Below are 26,353 nucleotides of genomic sequence, written 5' to 3'. Positions count from 1 at the left end.
CTGAAACTAAAAAATGGATCGGATGCGGTCCGGTGTCAGGCCTGCGCGGCCTCGGCCGCCGCCAGGTCCTCGCGCAGCTGCGGGCCGATAACGCCCAGGGCCGCCGGGGTGGTCATTTCGTGGTGCCCGGCCTGAACCAGTTGCGCGGAGAACTTCCCGGCACTGTGCGCGGCCCATCCAGCCGCGCTTCGCTGCGGATCGCTGGCCGACACCCCGTGCCGGGTGATCGTTGCGGTATACAGGCGGGTGTCCGCCTGCACCGGAACATACTTGGCACCGGGCAGCACCCCGACGTTGTAGCCGTAGGAATCCAAGATGGCCTCCAGCTTGTCGCTGGCGAAGTGGCTCCACACTCCCCCGGCTTCGGCCAGGAACTCCAGCACGTCCTCCCGCTGGTACGGGCTGACGAGCCACTGAGGAAGTTCACGCAGCGCCCCGGCCAGCAGGAAGTTCAACGCATCCTGTTCCAGGCCCGCGGCGTCATCCGGGGCCGGACCCTGCACGGGTTCCACGGTGAGAGCGTCGGCATCCAGCAGCGACAGGGTGAGCACCTGCTCCCCGGCGGCTTCCAGTTCCCCGGCGACCATGTGGGCCAGGTGCGCCCCGAAGGACCAACCCAGCAGGTGGTAGGGGCCGTGCGGGTGCAGGGATCGAATCTGTTCAACCATCAGATCACGCAGCGCAATCATGTCCCGCGGTCCCTGGCCGGTCAGCCGCGGGGACTGCAACGCGATGATTTCCCGGCCTCGGCCAAGGTGTCCGGCCAGGGCCGCGTAGCTCCAGCCCAGCCCGCCGGCCGGGTGGAAGCAGAACAGCGGGGCACCGGTGCCGCGGGTCAGCGGCAGCACCACGTCAAAGGAGGAATCGCTGCCTGCGGAGAGTTTGGCGGCGAGCAGCTCAACGGTGGGGGCCGCGGCCAGGGTGCCGACGGTCAGCGAGGTCTCAAAACGTGAGCGCAGCAAGGAGATGGCGCGCATGGCCTTCAGCGAGTCCCCGCCCAGCAGGTAAAAATCGTCTTCGGCGTGCACGCTATCCACCCCGAGGACCGCGGTGAACACCTCGGCCACGGCGGTTTCGGCGCTGCCGGCCGGAGCGCGCCCGACGCTCGGTGCCGGCAGCGGCAGCGCTGCCACATCCAGTTTGGTGTTCGGGGTCAGCGGCAGCTTCTGGATCAGCACCAGGTGGGTGGGGACCATGTAGTCCGGCAGTTCGCGGCGGGCGCGGGCGCGCACCGCGTCGATCAACCGTGCCTTGGCATCCTCATCCTCCGTGGCGGAAGCCGGAACCACATAGGCGATCAGGGCGAGGTTTCCCTGCGGCATGCGGCGGGCCAGGACGGCGGCCGAACCAACCCGCGGATCGGCGGCGATCACCGCCTGCACCTCCCCGGGTTCAATGCGGTAACCGCGGATCTTGACCTGCGAGTCGGAGCGTCCGTGGAACAGCAGCTGCCCGGTGGAATCCAGGGAGACAATATCCCCGGTGCGGTACATCAGGCTGCCCGGCGCCCCAAAGGGGTTGGCCACAAACCGCGAGGCGGTGAGCGCGGGACGTGCCACATAGCCGTTGGCCAGCCCGTCCCCGGCCAGGTACAGCTCTCCCGGGGCGCCATCGGCCACCGGACGCAGCGCACTGTCCAGCACGTAGGCGTTGGTGTTTTCAATGGGCCCGCCGACCACCGGGACCTGGCTGCCATCGGTGCCGGCGCCCAGCGCGTTGATGGTGTATTCGGTGGGGCCGTAGAGGTTGTAGCCCTCGCAGGTGCCATCTGCGCGCAACGCATCCCAGACCTCGGCACCGACCGCTTCGCCGCCGAGCAGCACCAGCGCCGGGTGGTGCTCGCCGACCGCCAGCAGGCCTTCGGCCAGCAGCGCGCTGGCCACCGACGGGGTCACGTTGATGACGTCGACCGATTCGGCGCGCAGGTAATCCACCATCTGCGCGGCATCGCGGCGCAGCGTCTCATCCAGCACGTGCACGGTATGCCCCTCGATGAGCCAGAACAGCTCTTCCCAGGACATGTCGAAGGCGAAGGACACGGTGTGCGCGATGACCAGCGGCCGCTCGCCCACCCGGGCGATGGCCGGGTCGAAAATTTCACGCTGGTGGTTTGCCAACATGTTCACCAGTCCGCGGTGCGGTACCGAAACTCCCTTGGGTTCCCCCGTGGAGCCGGAGGTGAACATCAGATAGGCGGTGTCCGCGTGGGAATACTGCGGGTGCAGAGTGTGCGCATCCGCCCCGGCGTGGCCGGTGGCCGCGGCCTCATCGAGCACCAGCACCCGGGCGCCGGATGAGCCCAGCACCTGCGCGTCGCGGGCCGATCCCGGTTCAAGCAGGACCGCGTCCGCCCCGGCGGTGGTGAACATCTTGGCCGCCCGGGCATCCGGGTAGGCCGCATCCAACGGGATGTAGGCCGCGCCGGCGGCCATGACCCCGAAAATCGCCGCCACCGTGCGGTTTCCGCGCGGCAGCCCCAATCCGATGGTGGAACCCGGGCCCAGGCCTTGGGCCTGAAGCCAGCTGGCAATCGATGAGATTTCACGCCACAGCTGCGCATAGGTGAGGGTGTTCTCCCCGTCGATGAGCGCCGGGCGGTCCGGGTAGCTGGCGGCGGTGCGCTGCAGCAGCGACACCAGCGAGTCCGTGCCCAGTTCACGCCAGGTGCCGGTCAGCGCCTGGGTGCTGAGCGCAGAAGCCTGGGTGGTGATGGCGGCCAAGGCGGTGCCCAGCGGCGCGTGGGCATGCGCGGCGAGCGCGGCGAGGATGGAGAAGACCGAGTCAAGCAGCGCGCCGGCCGCCGCGGCGGAGAACTGCTCCCCCTGGTAGGCCAGGATCAGCCGGTAGGTGTCCCCCGGATGCACGATGAAGGTCAGCGGGTAGTGGGTGGCATCGCCGCCCTCGATTTCCAGCAGCCCGGTCTGCGCGCTGAGCGTTTCAAGGGCGTCGTCGTCTTCCGGGGTGTTGCGCATGACGTAGAGGGTGTCGAACAGGGTGCCGATTCCGGCGTCCTGCTGGATGGTGGACAACCCCACAAATTGGGCCTGCAGGCTTTCACCCTGGCGGGTCTGCACGGCACGCAGCAGCTGTGCCACACTGGTGTGCGGGTCGATTTCGGTAATCACCGGCACGGTATTCAAAAACAGGCCGATCATTTCATCCACCCCGGCCAGTTCCGGCGGGCGCCCGGAAACGGTGGACCCGAAGACCACGGTATCCTGCCCGGTCAGCTGGCGCAGCGCCAGCGACCAGGCCAGCGAGTAGACGGTGTTGATGGAGACCCGGGCGGTGCGGGCCAGGGTGATCAGCTGCTCGGTTAGTCCTTCGGGCAAATCCTGCTCCACCACCTCGGGCAGCACCGCGGCGCTTTGGGCGGCGGCCGGTGCCACCAGGGTGCCGCCGGTGAGTCCGGCCAACTGGTCGCGCCAGATCCCGCGGGCGGCTTGGGCGTCCTGGGCCGCTAGCCACTGCAGGTAGTTGCGGAACTGGGCAGGCGCGGCGAGTGTCGAATCGACTCCCCCGGCACGGTAGTGGCGCAGCAGTTCGGTGACCAGCAGCGCATCGGACCAGCCGTCAATGAGGATGTGGTGGTTGGTGACTACCAGCGCCCCGCCGTCGGCGCCCAGGTCCGCGTAGGCGAACCGGATCAGCGGCGGGCGGCTCATCTCGAACTTCTGCTGGCGTTCATCCACCTGCAGGTGCTCGAGCTCGGTCTTAGCCTGCTCCGAGCCGGAGAAGTCCAGGGCACGCCACGGCAACGGCACCGACGCCGGGATGAACTGCACCGGGGTGTCGAACTGCTCGTGGGCGAAACCCGCACGCAGGATCGGGTGGCGTTCAAGCAGGCTGGCGCAGGCGGTGCGCAGCGCGGCCACATCCACCGGTGCGGCGAAACGGTAGGTCGACTGCATGGTGTAGACGTCCAGTGCTTCCGGATCGGCCAGTGCGTGGAACAGCAGGCCGTTCTGCAAAGGGGCCAGTGGCAGGACGTCGATGATTTCCGGCTCGGCGTTCTGGGCCTCGGCGGTAGTTGGTGTGGTCACTAGTTTCCCCTCAACAGGTTGGTCAGCGAGGCCATCGAGGCCCCATCCAGGGTGATCATGGGTTGCGCGGCGGGTGCCGCGTGAGGTGGCTTGGCTGGTTCGGCGGCAGGTTCTTCCAGCGCTTGGGCCACGGCGGCCAATTCTGTGGCCACCGGGTTGGCGAAGACCTGGGAGATCGCCACCTTGTAGCCGGCCTGGCGTAGCGCGGTGAGCAGCGACATGGCGGCCATGGAATCTCCGCCGGCGGCGAAGAAGTTGGTTTGCGCCTCGGCGTGCGGCAGGGATAGGACCTGTGCGAAGGCGCGGGTCACCGCGTCCAGCGCCGCCGTATCCGCGGCGCCCTCGGCGCTGCTGGTTCTCAGCTGCGCCTGGGTCTGCGCCAGGCTTTCACGCACCGGGGCCAAACGCTGTTCCACAACGCCGCGCAGCACCGGCAGTGCGGTGCCCAGGGCCAGGCATTCAAGGGCTACCACCAGGGCGGAGAGCACCTGGCGGGCCGAGGTTTCCGGGATCTCTGCCCCGTATTCAAGTTCGAGCTCCAGGCTCTCACCCACCGAGACGCTGACGGACAGCGGATATTCGGTGGCGTCCTGGGCTTCGATCTGGCCCAGCCGCGGGGCGCCGGGCGGGGTGCTGGCGTCGGTCTGCGGGTAGTTTTCAACCACCAGCAGGGTATCGAACAGGGTCCCCACTCCCAGCGCCCCGGTGATCCGCGCCAGCGGAACCCCGGCCGATTCAACAATTCTCACACCGGCGGTGTGCGCCGCGCGCAGCAGCGCCCGCGGATCCTTTTGATCCAGGTCCACCGCCACCGGCAGGGTGTCGATGAACATGCCCGGAAGGGTTTCCATGCCCGGCACGTGAATGGCGCGCCCGGAACTGACGGTGCCGTAGACCGGGTGATCGGTCTCAAGCAGCCCGCCGAGCACCAGCGCCCAGGCGGCATTGACCGCGTCGGCTACCGTGGCCGAGGCCTTGCGGGCCCGTTTGGCCAGCGCGGTGTGCAGGTGCGCCCCAAGTTCGTGGCCGATCACCGTGGGAAGTGCGGTGTTCTGGGTGTCGCGGTGGCGCAGCACATGCCCCGGGCGGTCCCCGGAGAGGGACTGGCGCCACTGCTCGACCTGGGCCGTGTCGTCACGGGAGGCCAAGGCCCGGGCAAAAACGTCATAGGCGCCCTGGGCCGGGTGGACCTCGCGCACGGCCGGTTCCCCGGCGGCGGCCCGGGCATAGTGCTCCAGGAGTTCATCCACCAGCGGCGGGATGGACCAGCCGTCAAGCAGCAGGTGGTGGTTGGCCACAATCAGCTGGCTGTGCGGCTCGCCGGTGAGCGGGTGCGGCCCGAAATCAATCAGTTCCAGGCGCAGCAGCGGTCCGGACTCAAGGTCGAACGCCCGAGCCATATGCTCCGCGCGGGCCTGATCGGCCAGCTCGGTGCGGGCCGCCAGCTCCAAACCGGGGCAAGAACGCACAGCGACCTGCGGGGCCAATGAGGCCAGCGGAACATACACCGGGGCGGCGCCTTCCGGCCAGTACACGGTTGAACGCAGCTGCGGGTGGCTGGCGGTCAGCGCCGCCGCGGCCTGGCGCAGTGTGGCCGGGTCAACCTCTCCGAACAGTTCAAGCCCGGCCAAGGAGAGGTAGGTATCGCTCGGGGCGGAGGCGGCGTGCACCGCCATGGCCTGCTGCACCCCGGTCAGCGGCCAGATGCCCTGGGCGGTCGGGCGTTCGGCCAGCAACCGGGACAGTTCCGCCTCGCCCAAGCCCACCACGTCATGCAGGGCTCCGGTGGCCTGCGGCCGCACCGCGGCCAACTGCTGCAGGGCTTCACGGGTTGCTTCCGGCAGGCTCGCACCGGCGGTGTTCGCCGCCGCCAGCTGCCAGCGCAGCACCAGGTGCGGGCCGTCGGCGGCGTCGGTGACATAGGCGTTCAGTTCCACCGGGTGGGTGGCCGGCAACTCGTGGTGCAGACCCAGCGCGCTTTCCAGGGCGGCGGCATCCGCGGCCGGCTGCCAGGGGCCTTCGGCGAGGGTATCGCGCCCAAGGTAGTTCATCAGCAGCTGCGCCGGCGCCTGGGCTTCGGCTGCCGCCAGCGGCGAGTCGGCGCCCAGGTAACGCAGCAAACCGTAGCTGGCGGTATCCGCCGGCAGGCTCGCACCGGCGCTGCGGGCCGCGAGCAACCAGGCTTCGGGCTGCGCGCCGGCGGTGCCGGACAGGCGCAGCGGCCAGGTCGCGGTGAACCAGCCAACGGTTGACCCGACCTGAACGGTGTCGCGGGCATCGGCAAATCGGGTGCCGGCCGGGCGGCCGTGGCCTTCGGCTTCCAGCACCACACCGGCCGTTTCCGGCAGGGTTCCGGCCACCGCGGCATACAGCACGGTGTCCATCCCGCAGCCTTCACCCAGGGCAAGCAATCCGGCGGTAGTGGCGGCATCCAGGGTGTGCACCACCTCGGTGGTCGCGGCCAGGGTGCCCAATGACCCGGCATCGGTGTACCGCAGGTTCCCGGCAGGTTCCAGCACCTTCAGCCAGCGTCCGGCCAGGTTCTGATCCGCGGCCAGGGTTCCGGCGGCCGAATGCACCGCGGCGGACCAGGCGCGCAAGCTCGGCTCGGCCGGCGGCAGCTGTTCGCCGGCCACCAGCAGACGCAGGTCCTCGGTCAGCAGGCGCCAGGAGTAGATATCCACCGCCACGTGATGGATCGCCAGCGCCAGCAGGCCGTACCCGGTGGCCGCCGGGCGATACACCGCGGTGCAGATCTTCCCGGTTTGTTCATCCAGCCCCAGGCAGGCGGTGCGCAGGACCTGGGTGAATTCATCCTCGGAGGTGTTTTCAGCCACCGTCGCCAGCTGGAAATCACCGGTGGGCTGCACCTGCGCCCCGCTGCGGTCAACCTTCAGGCGCAGCGCCGGATGGCGTTCGGCCAGGGTCGCCAATGCCTGGCGCAGCCGTGCCGGCTCCAGCCCGGCCGGCACGTTCAGCACCCGCAGCTGCTGGAACCCGCGGCCGTTGGCCCCGGTGCGTTCCAGCAGGCCGGTGTACCATCCCAGCGCCGCGGTAGGCTGCATCGGGCCGTTGGCTTCCGGCTGGGCAAAACCGCGCTCCACGGCGTCGGTGGCTGCGGCGGCCAGGGCCGCGGCGGTGGGGTTGCGGTAGATCTCGCCCAGCGAAATCACCAAACCGCGCGCCCGCAACGCGCCGATCAACGCGATCACGGACATCGAATCCGCGCCCAGCGCAAAAATGTCCCGGGCCGGATCCACGGAAGTTAATGAGAGCACCTGCGCGATGGCCTGCGCCACCAAGTCGATGCGTTCGTGCTCCGCGCCGGACACGGTCCTTTCAGCGGCACCGCTGTCAACGCGGTCACCGGCAGTGGCTTGCCGCGCGGAATCACCGGGAGCGGTGGCTGCCGTGGCGGCCAACTGCTGAGCCAACCCCTGCACCCCGAGCTGTTGCGGCTGCGGCTGGATTCCCTGGGCCAGGGAGGCCAACGCCACCCGCACCGCGCTGGCCAACAGCGCGGCGGTCAGCGGATCGCCGCCAGCCAGTTCGATTTCCAAGGACAATTCCTGCCCCGGGGTCAGGCTCAGGCAGACCGGGTAGTTGGTCCCGTCTTCCCCGCCCAACGCGGTCACCTCAAGCTCACCGGAGGCATTCTCTTCACGCCGTGGATAGTTCTCCACCACCAGCAGGGTGTCAAAAGGTTCGGCCCCGAGCACCGACTTGATCCGCCCCATGCCCAGGTGGGCGGCGCGGGCCAGCTCGGTATTCTGCCGTCGCGCCTGAGCCAGCAGCTGGACCGCGTCGGCCCCCGCCCGAGGGCGCAACCGCACCGGTGCAGTGGTGATCAGCATGCCCACCATGGACTCGATGCCGGGCACCGGAGCATCGCGGCCCGAACGGGTCGCCCCCAGCGCCACATCGGTGGTCCCGGTCACGGCCGTCAGCACGCTGGCCCAGGCGGCCTGGGCGGCATCGGCCAGGGTATAACCCTTTTCACGCAACAGGCTGGTCAGCCGTTGGGTGCTCGACGCCTCAAGGTACGCGGTGGCCTGGACAATCCCCTGCGCGGGTCGGGTCAAGGCGGCCAGGGAACTCGGTGCGCCGAACCCGGCGAACTCGGCGGCCCAGGATTCCTCCAGCGCCGCGGACTCGGATTCCAAGGACGCCAACCAGTGCAGGTACCCGGTCATGCTCTGCGCTTGAGGCAACTGCTCGCCACGCAACAGGGACTCAAGTTCCTCGGTGAGCAGACCGGTCGACCAGCCGTCCACCAGCAGGTGGTGCATGACCAGCACCAGCTCCCAGCTGGTTTCACTGGTGCGCAGCAACCTCCCGTGGGCCAACGGGCCGGTGGCCAGGTCCATCGGGGCGGCCCGCAGCGCCGCTTCTTCGGCACGTACCGCCCCCGGCACATCAAGCTCGGCGCGCAAATCCACGGTGGACAGCTGCCAGCGGGCTGAATCCAAAATGGCAAGACGCGGCGCTGGCAGATCATGCTGGAACACGATCCCCCGCAGCTGCGGGTGGCGCTCGGCCAGGGTATCCAAGGCGCGGGCCACCGCCGCGGCCTGAGGCAGAACCTGCGCCCCGGAAATCCGCCACCGGGTGGTGGTCTGGTAGGTTGCATCGGCCTCGCGCTCGTGGTGCAGCACCATACCCAGCTGGGTGGGGGTCAGCTCCCACACATCCACCGCGGTGGCACCCACCTGCGCGGCTTGGGCGGCCAACGCGGCAAGCCGCGGCGCACCCAACGACTCCAACCGGGAGCCGGCATCCGAACCGTCGGCGGGGCGCGCGGACACCGGCTGCAGCTCCTGCGCCATCTGCGCAAGGGAGCCGGCAGCCAGCAGCCGCGCCACCGAGGTGGAGTACCCGGCACGGTGCAGGGCCGCAACCAGCTGGATCGCGGCGATCGAGTCCCCGCCCAAACTCATCAAGCGTTCACCGGCGGCCGGTGGCTCCGGCAGCGACAGCACCTGGGTCACCGCCTGCAGCACGGCCTGAAGTTCAGCGCTGGGAGCCAGTTCAACGCTGGGAGCCAGTTCAACGCTGGGAGCCAGTTCAACGCTGGGAGCCCCCGACGCGGAATCAGCGGCGGAACCCGCAACCGGCACCCCGGCCGCACCAAAATTCGGGGCCGGCAGGGCACGCGTATCAAGTTTGCCGCTGCCGGTCACCGGCAGCGCCTCAAGCAACACCACCGCCGCCGGAACCATGGCGCGCGGCAGCCCGGCGGCACAGGCCGCCGCCAGTTCGGCGGCAAGCTGCGGATCATTCACCGCCTGCGGATCCGCGGGCACCACCCAGGCGGCCAGCCGTTCGCCAAGGCGCGGGTCGGTGACCTTGCGCACCGCGGCCCGTCGCACCGAATCCCGGGACGTCAAAAACGACTCGATTTCTCCCGGTTCAATACGCACCCCGTGCAGGGAAATCTGTTCATCGGTCCGCCCCAGCAGCACCAGCTGCCCATTCTCGCCCCAGCTGGCGGCATCGCCGGTCCGGTAGAGGCGCTCGCCGGGGGCGAAGGGGTGGGCCACAAAACGCGACGCGGTCAGCGCGCTGCGTGAGAGGTAGCCGTCGGCCAGCTGCGGGCCGGACAGGTACAGCTCGCCCACGGTGCCCGGGGCCACCCGGCGCAGCATCGAGTCCAGGACCAGCGCACCGGTGGCACCCACCGGGCGGCCCACCACGGGTCTCTGCGAGTCGGCTACCGAGGCGGCCAACGCATCCACGGTGGCCTCGGTGGGGCCGTACAGGTTGTAGACCGTGGAGCCGGATTCGGCGGCCATCTGCCCCATGCGGGTCCACAGGTCCGCCGGGAACCCTTCGCCGCCGGCCACGCAGATTTCCGGCAGGGTGCTCAGCGCACCGCTTGAAATCACCGCATTCCACAGGGTGGGGGTGAAATCCAGGTAGCCGATGCGTTCCGCGGCGACGTAATCCGCCAGCGCGAACGGGTCCAGGTATTCGTCTTCGCGCAGCACGTGCAGGGTATGCCCGGCGAACAGCGCAAGGAACGCATCCCAGTGCGCGTCGAAGTGGAAGGCGGAGGTGTGCGCCACCTGCAGGGTGCGCCCGGCCGGATACAGCTCACGCTGCTGGCGCGCGAAAAGCTGGGCCAGCGCGCGGTGCGGGACGGCAACCCCCTTGGGTTCCCCGGTGGAGCCGGAGGTGAACACGATCCCCGCGGTGCTCGCGGCCTGCGGCGCCGCGGCGGCCGGGGCCGGCGAGTTTTCCGTACCGGTATCCGCTTGGATGGCGCGAAGCCCCCGGGCATCCCAGATCAGTGCGGGGCCGGCCAACTGAAGTGCGCGCTGCACCCGGGCGTCGGGCCACGCGTTATCCAGCACCATCAGGGTGATGCCGCTGCGCAGGGCGGCCAGGTGGGCCACCACCATCTCAACGGTGCGCGGCAAACGCACGGCGAGGATCGGTTTCCCGGTGCTGCGCGCGAGCAGCGCGGAAAGCTCCGTGGCGGTGTGCTGCGCCAACCGGTCAAGTTCGGTGTAGCTGTAGCGGGTGCCGCCAATGACCAGGGCGGTTGCCTGCGGTGTGGCGGCTGCCTGACGGGCAAAAAGTTCTGGGAGCAGCGGCTGCTGCCCATCGTAGTGCTGCCCGGAGTTCTCGAAGTCCAGCACCCGGCGGGCGTCCATCAATTCCAGTGCCGCAACCGAGGCGGCTTGCTCCCCGTCGGCCAGCGCGGTCAGTGCCTGCACCAGCGCCTCGATCAGGGTATCGGCCACCTGATCCGGCAGGCGGGAGTCGTGTTCCAGTTCGATCTGCCACCGCGCACCGGCGCGCACGTGCACGTTCACCGGGTAGTGGCTTGAGTCGGTGGTTGCCGTGAGGCTGGCATCCAGCCCCGGGATCTGGAAATCGGTGCGGGAGCTGGGCTCGAAACTGAGCAGCGACCACGCCAATTCGCCCTGGGCGTCCAGTGCGCGCTCGATGCCCGGGACCCCCAGGTGCTGGTGCTCCAGCGACCGGTTCCACCACTGCTGGTGGGCGACCGCCACCTGCAGCGGGTTCTGGTTCGGGTGGTAGTCCCCGGCGGTGAGCACCGTCTCGGTGAGCATGCCGCACACGCTTTGGGCATCCGGGCGGTTGGGGTCGCGCAGCGCCACCGGAACCGCAAAAACGTTGCCGGGTGTCCCGGCCACAAAATCCGCGGCCAACGCCCACGCGGTGCGCAGCGCGGCGGCCGGGGTCAGCGCGTTGGCGCGGGTCACCGCCCCCAGCGCGCTGACCGTCGCTTCGGGAAGCCGGCGTTGCACGGTGCGCCGCTTGCCGCCGGCCGGGGTGTCCACCAGGAATTGCGGGCGCGGGCCGGTCTGCGCATGCTCAAGCGACTGGGCGAAAAAATCGCTCGCCGTTTCACGCGGGGCCGCCGCGATCCAGCCCAGGTGCGCGGCGTAGTCTCCGCTGGCGGCCGGCAGGTCTGCCGGGACCGCGGTGCCGCGCAGCGAGGCGACCTCGCGCAAGAATTGGCCCAGCAGCAGCGGCATGGACCAGCCGTCGAGCACGGTATGGTGCGCGGTGATGATCAGGCGGTGTGCGTCGCCTCCCGTGCTGGCGAAAGCAACCCTCAGCAGCGGCGGGTCGGCCAAATCGAAACCTTCGGCCAGGTCCTGGGCCGCGAGCAGCCCGGCGTCGTTTCCGCTGCGGAACACCCGGTCAAGGAGTTCTTTCTCAAAGGCCTCCACAAAACTGACCGGGTCCCCGGACTCGTCGAGCAGGAAACCGGCCCGCAGGTTCTCCACCCGGCGCAGCAGGTTCAGGGTGGCCGCGCGGGCTTCGGCCGCTTCCAGGGCACCGGCAAGCTGGATCGCGCTCTGGCCGATGTAGGGGTCTGCCGTATCCGGCTGCAGCATCAGGGTATGGGCTACCAGGCCGCGCTGCAGCGCGGTGGTGGGCCACCAGGAAATTTCGGCGCCAGCGGTGTCTTCTAGTCCGGAGTTTTCGGGCATGGCGGTATCGGGCCGGGTCAGCTCGGTCATGGGGGGTCCTTAGGGCTGCAGGGGGAAAGCAGGGCAAAGAGGTTAGCGCCGCGGGCGGCGGCGGGTGAGCATGGAGGCAAGCCGGGTGCGGGCCGCCTCGTCGAGCTGCACCAGCTGCGGGGTATCCACCGGTGCGGGGGCGGGTTCGTCGCTGAGCACGCTGGCGGTGTGCGCGATTGACGCGATGGTGCGCTGGGAGAACACCAGCCCCACCGAGCTGCTGTAGCCGGCCTGGCGCAGCGCGGAAACCAGGGCGATCGCGGTGATCGAGTCCCCGCCCTCGGCGAAAAAGTCCGAGTCCGCTCCCAGGGTGTCGGCCTCTTGGCCCAGCGCCTGGGCCATGGCGGCGGCCACGGCGTGCTGCACGGCGCTTCCCAGCGCGCTGGGCGCCACGGTGGCGGCGGCCGGTTCCGGAAGCTGCTTCTCATCAAGTTTTCCGGTGCTGCCCAAGGGCAGCTGGGGGATCGTGCCCAGTGCGTGCGGGATCATCTGCGGGGGCAGCACCTGCGCCAGGTCGGCGCGCCAGCGTTGCGGGTCCCCGGCCAGCGCGGCGCCGGCGGCACCTGCCACCACCACCCAGGCCAGCAGCCGCTGGCCGCGGGCGCGCACCACCGCATGGCCGATGCCGGGCAGGGCGGATAACGCGGTTTCCACCTCGCCGACGTCGATGCGGTAGCCGCGGATTTTCACCTGGCCGTCATCGCGCCCCAGGAAACGCAGCAGCCCGTCGTGGCCGCGCACCGCCCGGTCCCCGGTGCGGTACATCCGGCTCCCGTCGCCCGCCGGGTCCGCCACAAAGCGTGAGGCGGTGACCGCGCTCTGGCCCAGGTAGCCGGTGGCTTCCTGGGGACCGGCGAGGTACAGCTCCCCGGGCAGCCCGGGCGGCAGCGGACGCAAGGCGGCGTCCAGCACCATGGCCTTCAGCCCGTTCAGCGGGCGGCCGACCACCACGTCGGCGCTGTCCGTGACGTCGGCAACCAGCGCGTCCACGGTGAATTCGGTGGGGCCGTAGAGGTTTTCGACCACCAGGTGCTTCAGCTCGCGCAGTTTCTCCCAGAGCACCTGGCTGCAGCCCTCGCCGCCGACGGACAGGCGGCGCACACTGGTGCCCGGGGCGAACACCCCGGTCTCAAGCAGCGGGGCGGCCAGCGACGGGGTCATGTCCATCCACGTCATCCGGTGTTCGCGCACCTTAGCGGCGAGCGCCTGCGGGTCACGGGCCACCTCGTGGGTGATCAGGTGCAGGTGGTGGCCCAGGGCCACGCCGATCAGCGTGCACCAGGCACCGTCGAAGTGCAGCGGCAGCGACTGGGCGATCTTTTCCCCGCTGGCGCCCAGGAATCCGGCGTGCCGGTGGTAGCTGGCCCAAGAGGCGAATGCCTCGCGGGAGACCACCACCGCCTTGGGTTCCCCGGTGGATCCGGAGGTGTGCAGCAGGTAGCTGGGGGTGGTGCGCGCCACCGGCGCCAGCGGCACCGGGCTGGTGGCGGCTGGCAGCCGCTGAAGGTCCAGCACCTGGTGTTCGGGCCAGGCATCCGGCGCGGTGGACAACACCACCGGCCGGTGAGCGGACACGGCGGCCAGCCGGGCGGCGATCCGCTGGTTGCGTTGCGCCGGGGCGTTGGGGTCCAGGGGCACGCTGGTGGCTCCGGCCTTGGCGATCCCCAGGATCGCGGCCACGTAGTTGATGCCGCGGGGCAGGTCGATCAGCACATAGGCACCCGGGGCCGGGTTCCCCGCCAGCAGGGCCGCGGCGATCGCATCGGCCCGGGCGGCCAGCGCCCGGTAGCTGAGGGTGATCCCTTCGCAGGTGATCGCGGCGGCCTCCGGGGCCGCCGCCACGCTGGCGGCAAAAAGTTCTTCCAGCACCGGCGGGTTCTCCTGTGCCGCCGGGGCGCCGGCCAGCGGCGCACGCGAGTGCGCCGGGGCAAGCTCCAGGGCCGCGTGCCGGGTCTGCTCATCGGCGGTGGCGAGCTGCTCGAACAGCAGCCCGTAGCTTTCAAGCAGCGCCGCGCCATCCGCGGCGGCCAGGGTTCCGGCCGGTGCGGTGAGCACCGCGGTGAGGGTTCCGGCGGCCGCATCCGGCAGCAGGTTCAGGCAGATGTCATCCACCGGCCCCTCGCACAGTGCGTGCAGCGCCACGGTGCCGCCGGGCACCGCGAACGGCACGTCGAAGGCCTTGATGTTGATTTCGGTGCCGGTCAGCGTGGTGTCCGACCCGACCAGGCGCAGATCTCGCATGAGCTGTTCGGAACGGTACCGCCCGTGCCGCGATAGCTCGGCGCGGGCGCCGGCCACGGACTGAAGCAGCTGGCCCACGGTGCTTTCGGGGCGCAGCGTGAGCGCCAACGGCAACACGTTGATGGTCGGGACCGGACACAACGCGGCGGCGCCGGTGCGGTTCATGGCTGGCAGGCCGAGGATCACCTCGGTGGAGCCGGTCAGCCGGGCGGCCAGCAGGCCGTGGGCGGCAATCGCCGCATCGGCCCAGGTCGCTGAGGTTCCGGTCACCCGAGTGGAAAATCGGCCCAGCGACAGCGGGCGTCCGGCCAGCCGCAGCCGGGTGCGTTGCGTCGTATCCGGACGCTGCCCGGCGGCCCCCAGCAGCGAGGCCAGCCGGGTGGGACGGTAGTCCTGGGCCTCAAGCCGCCCGTGCCAGTAGGCGCGGTCGCGCTGATGCGCGGCGGAACCCTGGTAGGCGGCCTCGGCCTCAAGCACCTGTTGCGGCTCGGTGAACGGGTTCCGGCTTACCTCAACACCGGTGAGAAGGGCGGTGTAGTGTTCGGTGACGCGGCGGGCGAGCAGGGTGATGCCGTACCCGTCGGTGAGGATATGGTGGGCGGCCAGCACCCACACGGCCAGCGGCTGCTCATCGTGATCCAGCGAGCTGAACAGCAGCTGCTCGCGCAGCAGTTCACCCTCAAGGGTGATCCGCGGCAGGTAGCCGGTGCGCAGCTGCTGCGCCAGCTCGCGGTCGTCGACCGCCTGGCGCGCCGCTCCCGGCAGCACCCCGGGGGCGCTGGCCGGCCTCTGGCCGGGAACCAGGACCAGCGCCTGGGGATCGAATCGGCATCCCAGCCAGGGGACCTCGGCCAGGGTGCGCTGAACCGCGCCAGCAAGGGCCGCGGCTGAAATCTCGCCGCGGAAAACCACGGCGTCGCCGACGGCGAAGTCGGCGGTGTCGGGGGCGGCAAGTTCGGCGTGGACCATACCCAGTTGGGCATCGGTCAGCGCCAGGGTGCGCACGGTGTCGGGGGCCAGGCTCATATTCGGTCCTTCAGGGGGCTGCGGGGTGTTGACGTGCCGGTATTAACGAAGGGTGCCCAGCACGGTGGCGACCAAGGTTTCAACGTTCTGGCTGGCGGCCAGCCGGGGGAAATCCACCCCGGCTCCGGCCGCACGCCAGGTTTCGACCAGGTTCATCAGGCGGATCGAATCAAGACCCAGGTCGGCCAGGGCATCACCGGGTTCAATTTCTTCAAGCGGCAACCCGGTGCTGGCGGCCACCTCGGCAAGGATCGCGGCTTCGGTGAGGTGCGATTCGTTCAGCTCGGCGCTCATGCGTGGGCCTTTCGGGTTTCGGTTGGCTGGGCGCCGGTATGCCCGGCAGCCAGGATCGAGTGCAGGATTTCGCCGGCGCGCACCGCCACATTTGAGAGCAGGGTGGCGGAAATGCCGTGCTGGTGTTCGGTCTGCCCCACCAGGAACAATTTGGCGTCGTCCGGCAGGACGGTGTGGGCGCTGTAGTCGCGGCGGGCGGTGGGCCGGCCCTGCTCGTCGCGCACCAGCATGCCGGCGTGGCTGCCCAGCAAGGTGGTGGGGTCCAAGGAGCGGTAGCCGGTGGCGAAGATGGCCACGTCGGCGTCCAGCTGCCCGGGGCCATCCCCCAGCCCCTCGGCGACCTCAAGCTGCACCCCGGGGGTCTCATAGTTTTCCTTCACCGAGGTGATGCGGGCGGCCCGGTGCCAGTTCAGCCGCTGGGTATCCAACCACTTATCCCGGTATTCCAGGTCGTAGAGCGCGGCGATGGTGTTCGGGTTGACCACCGAGTTGTTGGTGTTGCGGTGGGCATCGGTCAGTGCCTGGCGCACCTGCGGGTCGGCGTCGTACTGCTCGTCCACGGCCAGCGGATCGAAAATCCGGTTGGCGTAGGCGGAGGCGTCGGAAGGGATCAACCCGAAGCGTGAAATCACGGAGTGGATCTGGGCTTGCGGGCAGCGGTGGTACATCTGCTCGATCACTTCTGCGGCGCTCTGCCCGCCGCCGATGACCGCCACGGAGCGGACCGCCGCGGTATCCAGACTCGCCACCCGCTCCAGGAATTCGGCGCTGTGCCAGACCCGGGCGCCGGAGCGCACCCCGGCGGGGAAGACCGGCTGCAGGCCGCCGGCCAGCACCACGTGGCGGGCCGCCACGGTGCGCACCCCGGTCTCATCGGCAATGTCCACCTCGTAGCCGGTGATCCGCCCGCCGCTGGTGCGCGGGACCACCCGCACGACCTCGCTGGAGTACTGCACGTAGTCGGCCAGCTGTTCGGCCACCCAGCGCAGGTAGGCGACAAATTCGATGCGCAGCGGCGCCATGGACCCGCGGTTGAAGAAGTCGGCCAGGCGCCCCTGGGTGTGCAGGAAGTTCATGAAGGTCAGCGCGCTGGTGGGGTTGCGGAAGCTGGCCAGGTCCTTGGCGAAGGCCACCTGCATGCTCGCGTCCTCGAACAACAGGTTCTTGTGCCACCCCGGCTCGCTGGCGCGGTCCAGGAACAGCGTGTGAAGTTTTTGCCCGTGCCCGGCGGCCTTGTTGTGTTCGTCGATGGCGATGGCCAACGCCATGTTGCTGGGGCCGAAACCCAGGCCGATGACGTCATAGGCTTGTTCGACGATTCCCTCGGTGTGGCTCATGGGGGTTCTCCTTATGCTTCGGTGGCGCCGGGGCGCAGCGTGTTGCGGCTGATCTTGCCGATATGGGTGGTTGGCAGTTCATCAACCACGGTGATCACGTCCGGGATGTGGTGTTCGGCCAGGTGTTCGGTGCGCATCCAGGCGCGCAGGGTTTTGGCGCGGGTGGGGGTCGAGTGATCCCGCGGGACCACGTAGGCGTGGGTGCGTTCACCCAGCACCTCGTCCGGCACCCCGATCACCGACACGTCGTGCACCGCCGGGTGGCGCAGCAGCACCGCTTCGATCTGTTCCGGGCTGACCTTTTCGCCGCCGCGGTTGATCACGTCCTTGGTGCGTCCCACCACGGTGAGGTATCCGCGGGAATCACGCACCACAATGTCCCCGGAGCCGTAAAAACCTTCCGGGGTGAAGCTGGCGGCGTTGGCCTGCGGGTTGTTGTAGTACCCGCGGAAGGTATAGGGGCCGCGCACCCACAGGTTTCCCGGGGTGCCGTCGGGGACCGGGTTTCCCTGCTCGTCCAGCACCAGCACCTCATCGGCGTCGCTCATCGGCTTGCCCTGGGTGGAAACGATGGTTTCCAGCTCGTCGTCCAGGCCGGTGTAGCACACCAGCCCTTCGGCCATCCCGAACACCTGTTGCAGGGTGCAGCCAAGTTCCGGGTGGACCCGTTCGGCCACCACGCGGGCCAATTTGGCCCCGCCCACCTGGAGCAGCTGCCAGCTGGAGAGGTCGTGGCGGTGCTTCTGGGCGGAGTTCAGCCACGCCAGCGCCAGCGGCGGAACGGCCGCCACCGCGGTGACCCGGTGCGCGGCGATCAACGAAAAAACTCGTTCCGGGCTGCCATCCAGCGCGCACACCACGGTGCCGCCGGTGGCGAACACACCCATGTATCCCGGGGAGCTGGCCGCGAAGTTGTGGGCCAGCGGAATCCCGGAAAGGAACACCGTCTCATCATCCAGGGCGCAGATCTGCGCCGAGCGTTCAAAGGAATAGGCGTAGTCGCGGTGGGTTTTGGGGATCAGTTTGGGTTTGCCGGTGGTGCCTCCGGAGAGCTGCAAAAAGGCCGCGGCATGGGCCGGGCGCGGGCAGCCGGTGCGGGAGACTTCCCACCCGGAACCCAGCAGGTCCAGGCCCTGTTCGTAGAGGTCTTCGGCATACACCACACGCAAGGAGGGAACCCGGTTCTCCAGTTCCACGGCAAATTGTCGCGGGTCTATCCCGGGGATCTGCCGGCTGGTCACCAGCAGCGCCGCGTCGCTGGAGACGGCCAGGTGCTCCAGTTCGCTGGCCCGGTGCGAATGCACGGAGAACACCGGAATGGCGCCCAGGGAGATGACCGAATACACGGCGTCGAAAAACTCAAGCACGTTGGGCACGTGGATGATCACGCGGTCCCCGGCGGCAATGCCGCGCGCGGCCAAGGTAGCCTGCGACACGTCGATGCGGCTGACCAGTTCAACGTAGCTCACGGTGCGTTCCCCGTCGATCACGGCCGGGTGATCTGCCCGGCGCGCGGCGGTGTCTCGCAAGATCCCGTCCAGCGTGCGATCCGACCAGTACCCTTGGGCCAGGTAGCGTTCGGCGAAGTCGGCCGGGTAGGGGGTCACCCCATCCAGCATGGGGTCATCGATGGTGGTTGGCTGCTTCATACTCGACTTTCTGCGGTGTCAACGCCCAGGGCGCAGAGCATGGTGCGGAACTTGGCCGCGGTTTCGCTGTGTTCGTCAAATGGGTCGGATTCGGCAACAATTCCCGCTCCGGCATGCAGCGTGGCGCGGTTGGTGTTCAGCATGGCGCTGCGCAGCAGCAGGGCCCACTCGCCTTCCCCGTCCTGGTTCATCCAGCCGACCAAACCGCCGTAGAATCCGCGGGAAACCGGTTCCAGTTCCTTGATCAGATGCTGGGCCACTGTGGTTGGCGAACCGCAGATCGCCGGGGTCGGGTGGATCGCCAGCGCCGCGTCCAAAGCGCCCAGGCCTTGGTTGAGTTCCGCGCGGATCAAGGTGCCAAGGTGCCACATTTGGCCGGTGGGCAGCAGATCCGGACGGGAGGGCACCAGCAGGTTGCTGGCCACCGAGCCAAGGGCTTGGGCGATGTGCTCCACCACAAATTTGTGCTCAGCCAGGTTTTTCGGTGAGTCGGAGAGCGCGGCGGCCATTGACTGGTCCTCGAGCGGGTCCCCCATACGCGGAACCGATCCAGCCAACGGGTGGCTGGTCAGTTGCCCGTTGCGCACCCCGGCAATCAATTCCGGGCTGTTGCCGACAATGCTCCCGCCATTTTCCGGCAGGTCGACCACGAAGCTGTGACCGGCGGGGTTCTGCTGGTACAACGTATGCCAGACCGCTTCGGGATCCCAGTGCTGGGCGGCGAAGACTTCAAGGGTGCGGGCCAGGACTACCTTGTCCACGCTGCCGGAGGTGATGCGGTCAATGGCGGCCCCCACGGCACAAATGAAGTTTGTGTTGTATTCGCCAATCACCTCGGTGACCTGTGGTTCCGGGTAGCTCAGGTGTGCCATTTCGCGCATCGAGAGTTCTTGGACATCCTGCGGGACAAACAGGTAGGGGTCTTCGGAACGGTCGAATGGCACCACACCGGCCAGGATGCTGCCCGGAGCTTGGTTGGCCAACAGCTGGCGCGCGGCCGGTCCGAGACCCAGGTTCTTGACCTGCTGGGGATCCAGGGTGGTGGCAACGCCGCGGCCAATCAGGGCTCGGCCATACGAGGCGAACCTGAAACGTATGTCCTGGCTCGTCTCGGCCGGCAGGCTGTCGGCACGATGGTTTGTATGATGACTTTCCAGAAGCTGGGAGTTCATGGTCAGGCGTCCTCAGGGATAGAGAATTCGGGGGTATGCAGCTGCGAGCAGGCTTTCAGATGGTTGCTCCACCGTCGGCGGTCAATTCGACCCCGGTCAGGTGTTTGGCTTTGGGAGACAACAGGAATTCAACTGAATCGGCGATGTCTTCCGGATCGGCAATCCGCCCCAACGGGATGCCGTTCCGGAAACGTTCTGGGTCTCCGGCAACTGATTTTTTGATCATCTCGGCTTCGCCGTTCATGGAGGCGAGCATCGCGGTTCGGGTGGAACCGGGGCTGAGAACATTGGCGCGGATGCCGTGTGCGGCAAGTTCCAACGAAAAACAGCGGGTGAGCATCGTCGAGGCGGCCTTGGAGGCGCAATATCCGCCGAGCCCGTAGCGCGGGGTCCGTCCGGCGTTCGAGCTGACCGTCACGATGCCGCGGGTGTTCTGCGGATCTTCGGACTGCTGGTTGATCATCAGGCGCGCAACCAATTGGGTGATGCGGAAAACCGAACGCGAGTTCACCGACTGCATCTGTTCCCACTGCTCGAGCTGCAGGTCCAGCAGCTTCCCGGGGTGCAGGATTCCGGCAACATTCACCAGTCCGGTGAGTTTGCTCCCCGCGGAAATTCGCGCTTGGATTTCCGATTCCAGGTCGGCAAGCCCCGCCTCGGTGGTGAGATCGGCAGTGAGTACGTTTTCTCCGGAAAGGTCCGTGGCACACACCTCGTAACCCGAGGCTCGCAGCTTGGCGGCTACGGCGCTTCCGATACCGCCGGCGGCGCCGGTGAGAACCACCAATGGTTTGTCGGTCACCGGGTTCACCGGGCGACGGCCAGCTGCGAGTGAATCTGATCCATGATCGAGGCCGAGGTGGCTACACAAGCGCAGCGTCCATACCCGTAGTTGATCGCCATTTGGTGTTCTTCAAGGGAAAAATCGGCTTGGGCATCTGCCACGAAGAACGGCTGGATGTCACGCATGAATGCATCCAACGCAGTGGTCAGGCATCCGATGTGCGCGTAGACGCCGGTGATCAGCAGCTGATCTCGGCCGGCTTCACGCATCCATTCTTGGAGGTTTGTCCGAGCGAAGGCGCTGTAGCGCCATTTGGTCAAAACCAGGTCTTCGGGGCGTGGGGCAAGTTCTTCAATGACTTCTTCCCGACCGTCGTCGCTCAGTCCTTCGCCCCAAAAATCGGTGAGAAGCGCCCGGTCAGCTGAAGTCTGGTTCGGTGGCTGCGCGGTGTACACCACGGGGATCCCGACCTTATCGGCCATCTCGCGCAAGGCGCTGATGTTCCTGAGCGCCACCCGAATCTGGGATTGCTCATCATCCTGCGCAAAGGCGTCGATGAAGTAGCGCTGCATGTCATGAATCAGCAGTACCGAACGCCGCGCATCAGCCTTCCAAGCTACACGAGGTTCCGGCAGCTCTTGCTGCGGCAATCGATATCCAGGAATCGAGGGAAGTCCCACTACATCACCTTTCATGTAAGTACTTCGGGTGCGGCCTGAACAGCCACGATCCGCTACGTTACATGAGGCTTACCTAATTAAGCAATGAGCATGTACTCTAAGGCGGCCAAGTGTGGTGCACTTCATTGTCGCCACATCACGTCTTGTGCATCCGGTTCGAAAAATATTCTTGTTTTGTGTATTTTAAATACATCAAAATAGTTTCCATAAAAAGTGCATACTACTCGCGTTTTCCAGACGCTCCCGCAGGGCAGGTTAAGCGCTTCGCATATCGCAAAGCTTGCGTAACCTAATTGACGCTTCAGACATTTTCTATTGCAAGTCGGACAGCCAGATTCCCAGCTAACGCCAAGGCGTGATTGAAGAATTTCGCGCAGATTCGGGGTTGGTCAGGAGGCCGATGCTATTGAATTCCGGGTGACGTTCGAACCTTATCGAGCCGCTTGCGCATAGTGCACAGTGCCAAACGACAACATTGCCTTAGATTCTCTCCGAAGCCAGCTGGATGCCGTTGACTCCGGATGCTCCCCAGAAGTTCTTGCCGCGTATGACCGCAGATGACTACGAAACCTGTCCACACACCAGACAATGAGGGCAACCATCAAAGGCAAGCAACTGATCCGCGAGCCGACGAACAGTTGGGAGTACATCCAGCGGTTCACCAAGTCACCGATTACTCAGCCAGGCCCGAAGAACGGACATCACACCCGGCCCACCCCAGTTCACCTCGGCCTCATGCAGACCCCGATGAGCAGCAGTACAATCGAGTCAGCAGGCGACGAGGAAGGTGAATCTCATGGACAATAATTCGGCGCCAGAGAAGAAAAACGAGCCTCCTCGGGTCCAATACAAATATCCTAATGACGCCGCGATTATGGCTGAGGTCAGGCGTCGCCAAGCAGCCCTGATCGTGAAACTCGATAAGAGACTCGGCCGGGAAACTCCCGAGCATATCGTCGAGCTCGCAACCAAGACCGACTAGGCATCACACGCCGAGCGATTCCGGACTCAAGAATAGGCCCCGGGTTCAATGCACATGATTTCGTTAGCAGTTCGAACAGTTTGATTGCGGTTGTTTGTCCGCAAGATCGCAGACTCGCCGGCAACATTTCCATCTACTATTCGCTGGCGCCGTGACCATGCGGACGAGGCCTCAGCATTGGTGTTCCAGCACAGGCTCTGGCGGCTACGCGTTTTCGCGTTGTTTCTCGATCTGCGTCGTGACCGAAAGCAAATCCGGTGCGAAGGCGTACAGTTTTCCGCCATCTTGGTGGACCCACCAGCGCCCGCACAGCTGTGTGGTCGCTTGATGAGCATCCTGCGGCCACCAGTCCGCCTCGAGAGTTGGCGACGTGGCCACATCGCTAACTTCCCACCCCCTGCTGCGCTGATCAGTGGCGTAGGCAGCGGACAGTTCCTTGGCGGTAGGTGCGCCCGTAGAACTCAGTGGTGTGCATTGCTCGGTGGGCAGTGCACCGGAGTAGTTCATCACCATCAATCGTTCGCTGCCTGTGGTGCGCTGTTCGAGTTTCACCTCGGTGCCGCCGGCGGGGACCCAGTTAGGCAACAACCCCTCGGCGACTCCCTGTTCCGAGGTGCTGGCGGACTTCGACGCAGACTTGTCGTAGTTGTCCTGGGTCAGCTCGGTTACATTGCATCCAGTGAGCATCAGGGCAAAGGGAACGGTCAGGGCGGCGGCGGTGAAGAACTTTTTCTTGGGCATGCTTCCAGCCTAGAAAATGTTGCCTGCCTGCACCTCGGAGCACGGTTCGAACTCCCGCCAGCGCAGTCTAGGCCTGCGGTATGAAGCGCCCGCGGCCGCCCTGGGACCAGCGGATCAGTGAAGGTAGGTTCGCGCCACACTAAATGCGGTCTGTTCAAGCAGGCTCAACGCCTCGGAAGACAGCTGCGATAACTCAGCCGGCCCGCGAGCAATTGAATATGCTGCCAGGATTCCGGCTTCAGCCAGAGTTTGGTCGCCCAGACTCAGGGAACCGGCAATCACAATCACATCTCCCCCGGCCGCCTGCAGCACCCCGGAGACCACCTTGCCCTGCAAGGATTGTGAATCCAGCCGTCCCTCGCCGGTGATGACCAGATCTGCGGTGCCCATGATGCGGTGAGCATCCAACACCCTGGCTACCAGTTCCCATCCGGGAACCAGATCCACGGTGAAGTAGCTGCCCAGGCTGACCGCCAAACCGCCGGCGGCACCCATGCCTTCCTCGGCGCGCAGTCCACGCCCGGTCGCCGCTTCAAGCACGTCAGCCAAGCGGGTCAGGCTTTGGTCCAGGGTCTTGACGTCCTGCGCAGATGCGCCCTTTTGCGGACCGAAGATGGCGGCGGCACCATTGTCCCCCAACAGCGGGTTGGTGACATCGCATGCGATCTGCCAGCTGACTTCCGCGGCTCGCGGGTCCAGCCCGCTGGTGTCGATGCGGTCAAGGGCGCTCAGCGGACCGCCGCCGGCAGGCAGCTGCTGCCCCTCGGCATCCAAAAACTTGGCACCCAAGGCAGAAAGCAGGCCCGTACCGCCATCGGTAGTGGCCGAACCACCCAAACACAAAATGATCTCTTGCGCCCCCAGGTCCAGCGCTTTGAGGACCAATGCGCCAAGTCCATAGGTGGTGGCGGACAGTGGCTGACGTGGCGCATCGGCAACCTGGGGTAGTCCAGCGGCCTCTGCAGCTTCCACCACGGCAATTTTTCCATCTGCGGAAAGCCCCAACCGAGAAGTAACCGGCCGGTTCAAAGCGTCGGTGGTGAGAACAGGTATTGCTTCGGTCCCCCACGCGTCGATCAAGGCTTCAAGGGTTCCCTCCCCGCCATCGGCAAAAGGCACCGCGGTCACCGAAACCTCACGTTTCAGGCTGCGCGCCCCGGCAACGAATCCGGCGCTGATTGCGTCAGCGACCTCGCTGGCGCGGGCGCTGCCCTTGAATGAATCCGGCACCACTGCGATGTGTAGCGCAGCGGTTGGTGTTGAGTTCTGTGTCGCGGTCATAGATTCAAGCCTAGGGAGCATTCGACTCAAATACTATAGGCAATATTCCATAATTAGGTGATTGTTGAATCTAGAATATGTGCAATTCACCCAGTCTGATTCGAGAGTAAACGGAGTTCAGCAGGGATAACAGCTCACTGGGAACACGTGGATCACTCCCGGTCACCTGCAGGATCCGCTCCAACCGCTGAATCATGGTGTTTCGGTGAATCGCCAGGCGGTCGATGGCCTCGGCCTGCGTCGCGCTGGAAGCCAGCACCAGCAAGGTTCGTGCGTGCTCGTCGCTGATCAGGGCGGTACGCCGAGCCAGTGCACGGCAGTACGCCTCAGGCACCCTGGCGGTGGCCAGCGCCAGCTCTTCATTCCACAACCCGCTTTGCTCGGCGCGCGGGATCAGAGTCGGAAAGCCGCTGAGGGTACTGAGATTCTCGGCATCAACCAACAGATCCTCGGCTGTTGCACGGGCGGCGCCGCACACGGCGCGCAGTGCCGGTGGAACCTGCAGCGGACCGGTGGCCAAGACCCACCGCACTTGATTGATGTTCAGCGTCGCATGACGCGAATCGGGTTCTGGGAGGTTCTCCCCTGCAAACAAACTCAGCGACCAAGGTGGCGCGAAACCAAGTTTTTTCAGTTGCACCGCAACAGCATCACCCGTCGCCGTCCCCGCCACCAAACTGGAAAGCAGCTCGCTGATCTGCGTGGTTCGCACCGCGCTGCGAACATGCTCTTCCTGCTGGCTCAACAGCAACTGCACGGTCAGTGAAATCAACTGCGCCAGCGGCGCAACCTCGTTGGGTGCACCCGTCACGCCCACGACCCCCTGCAACGTACCGTCAAGGTACAGCGGCACGTTCACTCCAGGTTGTTGTCCGGATGCGGAGTCGGCCCGACTGGTGAAGATCGTCCGATTCTCACCCAGGGCTTTGAGCGCATCCGGATGCGGATTCCCTAGGCGCTTCGGATCTGAAGATGCAATGATCACTCCGCGCTCATCCATGATGTTCAGCGGATAGTCGATGCGCGGGGCAATGGTCTGGACAACGCGCAGCGCCACCGTGTGGGTAAGTTTTCCGGTTGCCTTCTGCGCCATGATTGGTAGTCTACCGACCATCTGACCACACGTCTTTTGGCTACGTGGAGCTGGAACCAAGCTTGCACACAGAGTTGAGGGGTAATGTCGTAGACACCTCCTTGAGGTGCGAGTGATGATCGTAAACTCCCGTCGGCTTTAGCCAACGGGAGTTTTCACTTTCCGGGCACTTCGCCGACACCGCTCGACAAAGGAATTCTGCGCACCGGCAAATCGAGCCACTCAAGTTACTTCAATACTTCAGGCTGGGCACCGAAAACACCTCGTTCACTCAGAGAAATAGGCTAACTCGTTGGCGACGCCGCACGGCCTGAGAATGGGACGCAGGCGAATACGGAGAGCTCACTCATCGAAGGTCCTAAACGAAAGCCGGATACCGAGCTGATCCAAAGTGTCAAAAGTTTTGGGGCTCAGGCTGCGCGTTTTCCCAGTCTCTAGTTCGCTCACGTACCGTTGGGTAAGCCCGAGCTCGGCGGCCATTTCAGTCTGATTGAGCCCCAGATTTCGTCTCCGTGCAGCCACGGCTCTCCCAAGATCGGCCATCTCTCTGATTTCCCCGTGCACTCTCGCACCTCTCATCCGATATTCGGATACAACAAATCCTATTACCTTTTTCGGATACTACGTCAAATATCCGGAAGACGTAATGCCTCTTGGCGTGCACCCCGCATCGCATATGATCCCGCAAACAGTGACATCGGTACGGCCGGCGTCCTCGACGAGAGAACTACTTGGCCCGCGGATCAAGGCCACTGCAACCATGAGGGCAACTGGCAGGCTCTTTTCCGGTGATGCACCCAGGCTCCTCAAGCCTCCCGCGTTACATCTCCCTATGATCAAAATGCATGGCCACTCTCCAGACCGCGCCTAATTCAGACATAGGAATCGTCAGTACAGTGAAAGTACCTCAAAAGGTGGGAGTGATGATCGAGAAGCCGTTCTCTAGAACCTATGCAAACAGGTTTCAAGTAGCCTGATGCTGTCTAGTTCCTGCTTCATCGAGACCGCTTACCGACACCAAACCATCAAG

At 66.3% G+C, this 26,353-nt stretch carries 14 protein-coding genes; 1 reads left to right on the top strand and 13 read right to left on the bottom strand.

Going from position 1 to position 26,353, the window contains the following annotated elements; all coding sequences use genetic code 11:
- Nucleotides 1-35: 35 nt before the first annotated feature.
- Genes ACIOWL_RS03125 through ACIOWL_RS03085 form a run of 9 tightly spaced genes read right to left on the bottom strand, consistent with a single transcriptional unit; the run spans nt 36 to nt 21,241 of the window.
- The gene (locus ACIOWL_RS03125) at nt 36-4,043 is read right to left on the bottom strand and encodes an amino acid adenylation domain-containing protein (protein ID WP_400381588.1); all 4,008 of its coding nucleotides are present in this window, start codon (nt 4,041-4,043) and stop codon (nt 36-38) included.
- On the bottom strand, nt 4,043-12,043 hold the full coding sequence (locus tag ACIOWL_RS03120; RefSeq protein WP_400381586.1) for a condensation domain-containing protein: 8,001 nt from the start codon (nt 12,041-12,043) through the stop codon (nt 4,043-4,045). The genes ACIOWL_RS03125 and ACIOWL_RS03120 overlap by 1 nt, the downstream gene beginning before the upstream one ends.
- A gap of 42 nt (nt 12,044-12,085) precedes the next feature.
- Nucleotides 12,086-15,310 carry an AMP-binding protein gene (locus tag ACIOWL_RS03115; RefSeq protein WP_400381583.1) on the bottom strand — a complete coding sequence of 1,075 codons (3,225 nt, stop codon included), beginning with the start codon at nt 15,308-15,310 and terminating at the stop codon, nt 12,086-12,088.
- 42 nt (nt 15,311-15,352) lie between these two features.
- Complete coding sequence (locus ACIOWL_RS03110; protein WP_400381580.1) at nt 15,353-15,604, bottom strand: phosphopantetheine-binding protein; 252 nt, start codon at nt 15,602-15,604, stop codon at nt 15,353-15,355.
- The gene (locus ACIOWL_RS03105; protein WP_400381578.1) at nt 15,601-16,941 is read right to left on the bottom strand and encodes a lysine N(6)-hydroxylase/L-ornithine N(5)-oxygenase family protein; all 1,341 of its coding nucleotides are present in this window, start codon (nt 16,939-16,941) and stop codon (nt 15,601-15,603) included. Before ACIOWL_RS03105 ends, ACIOWL_RS03110 begins: the two co-directional genes overlap by 4 nt.
- Nucleotides 16,942-16,952: 11 nt before the next feature.
- Nucleotides 16,953-18,590, bottom strand: coding sequence for a (2,3-dihydroxybenzoyl)adenylate synthase (locus ACIOWL_RS03100; RefSeq protein WP_400381575.1), 1,638 nt, complete (start codon nt 18,588-18,590; stop codon nt 16,953-16,955).
- On the bottom strand, nt 18,587-19,762 hold the full coding sequence (locus ACIOWL_RS03095; RefSeq protein ID WP_400381572.1) for an isochorismate synthase MenF: 1,176 nt from the start codon (nt 19,760-19,762) through the stop codon (nt 18,587-18,589). The genes ACIOWL_RS03100 and ACIOWL_RS03095 overlap by 4 nt, the downstream gene beginning before the upstream one ends.
- Nucleotides 19,763-19,817: 55 nt before the next feature.
- The gene (locus tag ACIOWL_RS03090; RefSeq protein WP_400381570.1) at nt 19,818-20,564 is read right to left on the bottom strand and encodes an SDR family oxidoreductase; all 747 of its coding nucleotides are present in this window, start codon (nt 20,562-20,564) and stop codon (nt 19,818-19,820) included.
- Nucleotides 20,565-20,569: 5 nt separating this feature from the next.
- Nucleotides 20,570-21,241 carry an isochorismatase family protein gene (locus ACIOWL_RS03085; RefSeq protein ID WP_400381567.1) on the bottom strand — a complete coding sequence of 224 codons (672 nt, stop codon included), beginning with the start codon at nt 21,239-21,241 and terminating at the stop codon, nt 20,570-20,572.
- Between the two features lie 781 nt (nt 21,242-22,022).
- On the opposite strand from ACIOWL_RS03085, the gene ACIOWL_RS03080 reads away from it, so the two are divergent.
- Nucleotides 22,023-22,208 carry a hypothetical protein gene (locus tag ACIOWL_RS03080; protein ID WP_400381564.1) on the top strand — a complete coding sequence of 62 codons (186 nt, stop codon included), beginning with the start codon at nt 22,023-22,025 and terminating at the stop codon, nt 22,206-22,208.
- 204 nt (nt 22,209-22,412) lie between these two features.
- Here the strand turns inward: ACIOWL_RS03080 and ACIOWL_RS03075 are convergent, their stop codons facing one another.
- The 4 genes from ACIOWL_RS03075 to ACIOWL_RS03060 form a co-directional block, all read right to left on the bottom strand.
- On the bottom strand, nt 22,413-22,949 hold the full coding sequence (locus ACIOWL_RS03075) for a hypothetical protein (protein ID WP_400381561.1): 537 nt from the start codon (nt 22,947-22,949) through the stop codon (nt 22,413-22,415).
- A 114-nt stretch (nt 22,950-23,063) separates the two neighbouring features.
- Nucleotides 23,064-24,230 carry a glycerate kinase gene (locus tag ACIOWL_RS03070; protein ID WP_400381558.1) on the bottom strand — a complete coding sequence of 389 codons (1,167 nt, stop codon included), beginning with the start codon at nt 24,228-24,230 and terminating at the stop codon, nt 23,064-23,066.
- A gap of 70 nt (nt 24,231-24,300) precedes the next feature.
- Complete coding sequence (locus ACIOWL_RS03065; protein WP_400381555.1) at nt 24,301-25,323, bottom strand: sugar diacid recognition domain-containing protein; 1,023 nt, start codon at nt 25,321-25,323, stop codon at nt 24,301-24,303.
- 342 nt (nt 25,324-25,665) lie between these two features.
- Complete coding sequence (locus tag ACIOWL_RS03060; protein WP_400381552.1) at nt 25,666-25,866, bottom strand: helix-turn-helix domain-containing protein; 201 nt, start codon at nt 25,864-25,866, stop codon at nt 25,666-25,668.
- Nucleotides 25,867-26,353: the final 487 nt, after the last annotated feature.

This window comes from Glutamicibacter sp. NPDC087344, from assembly GCF_044744225.1.
Classification (GTDB): domain Bacteria; phylum Actinomycetota; class Actinomycetes; order Actinomycetales; family Micrococcaceae; genus Glutamicibacter.
Note: the sequence above shows the minus strand (reverse complement) of the source record. Positions and strands in the feature narration are given on the sequence as shown.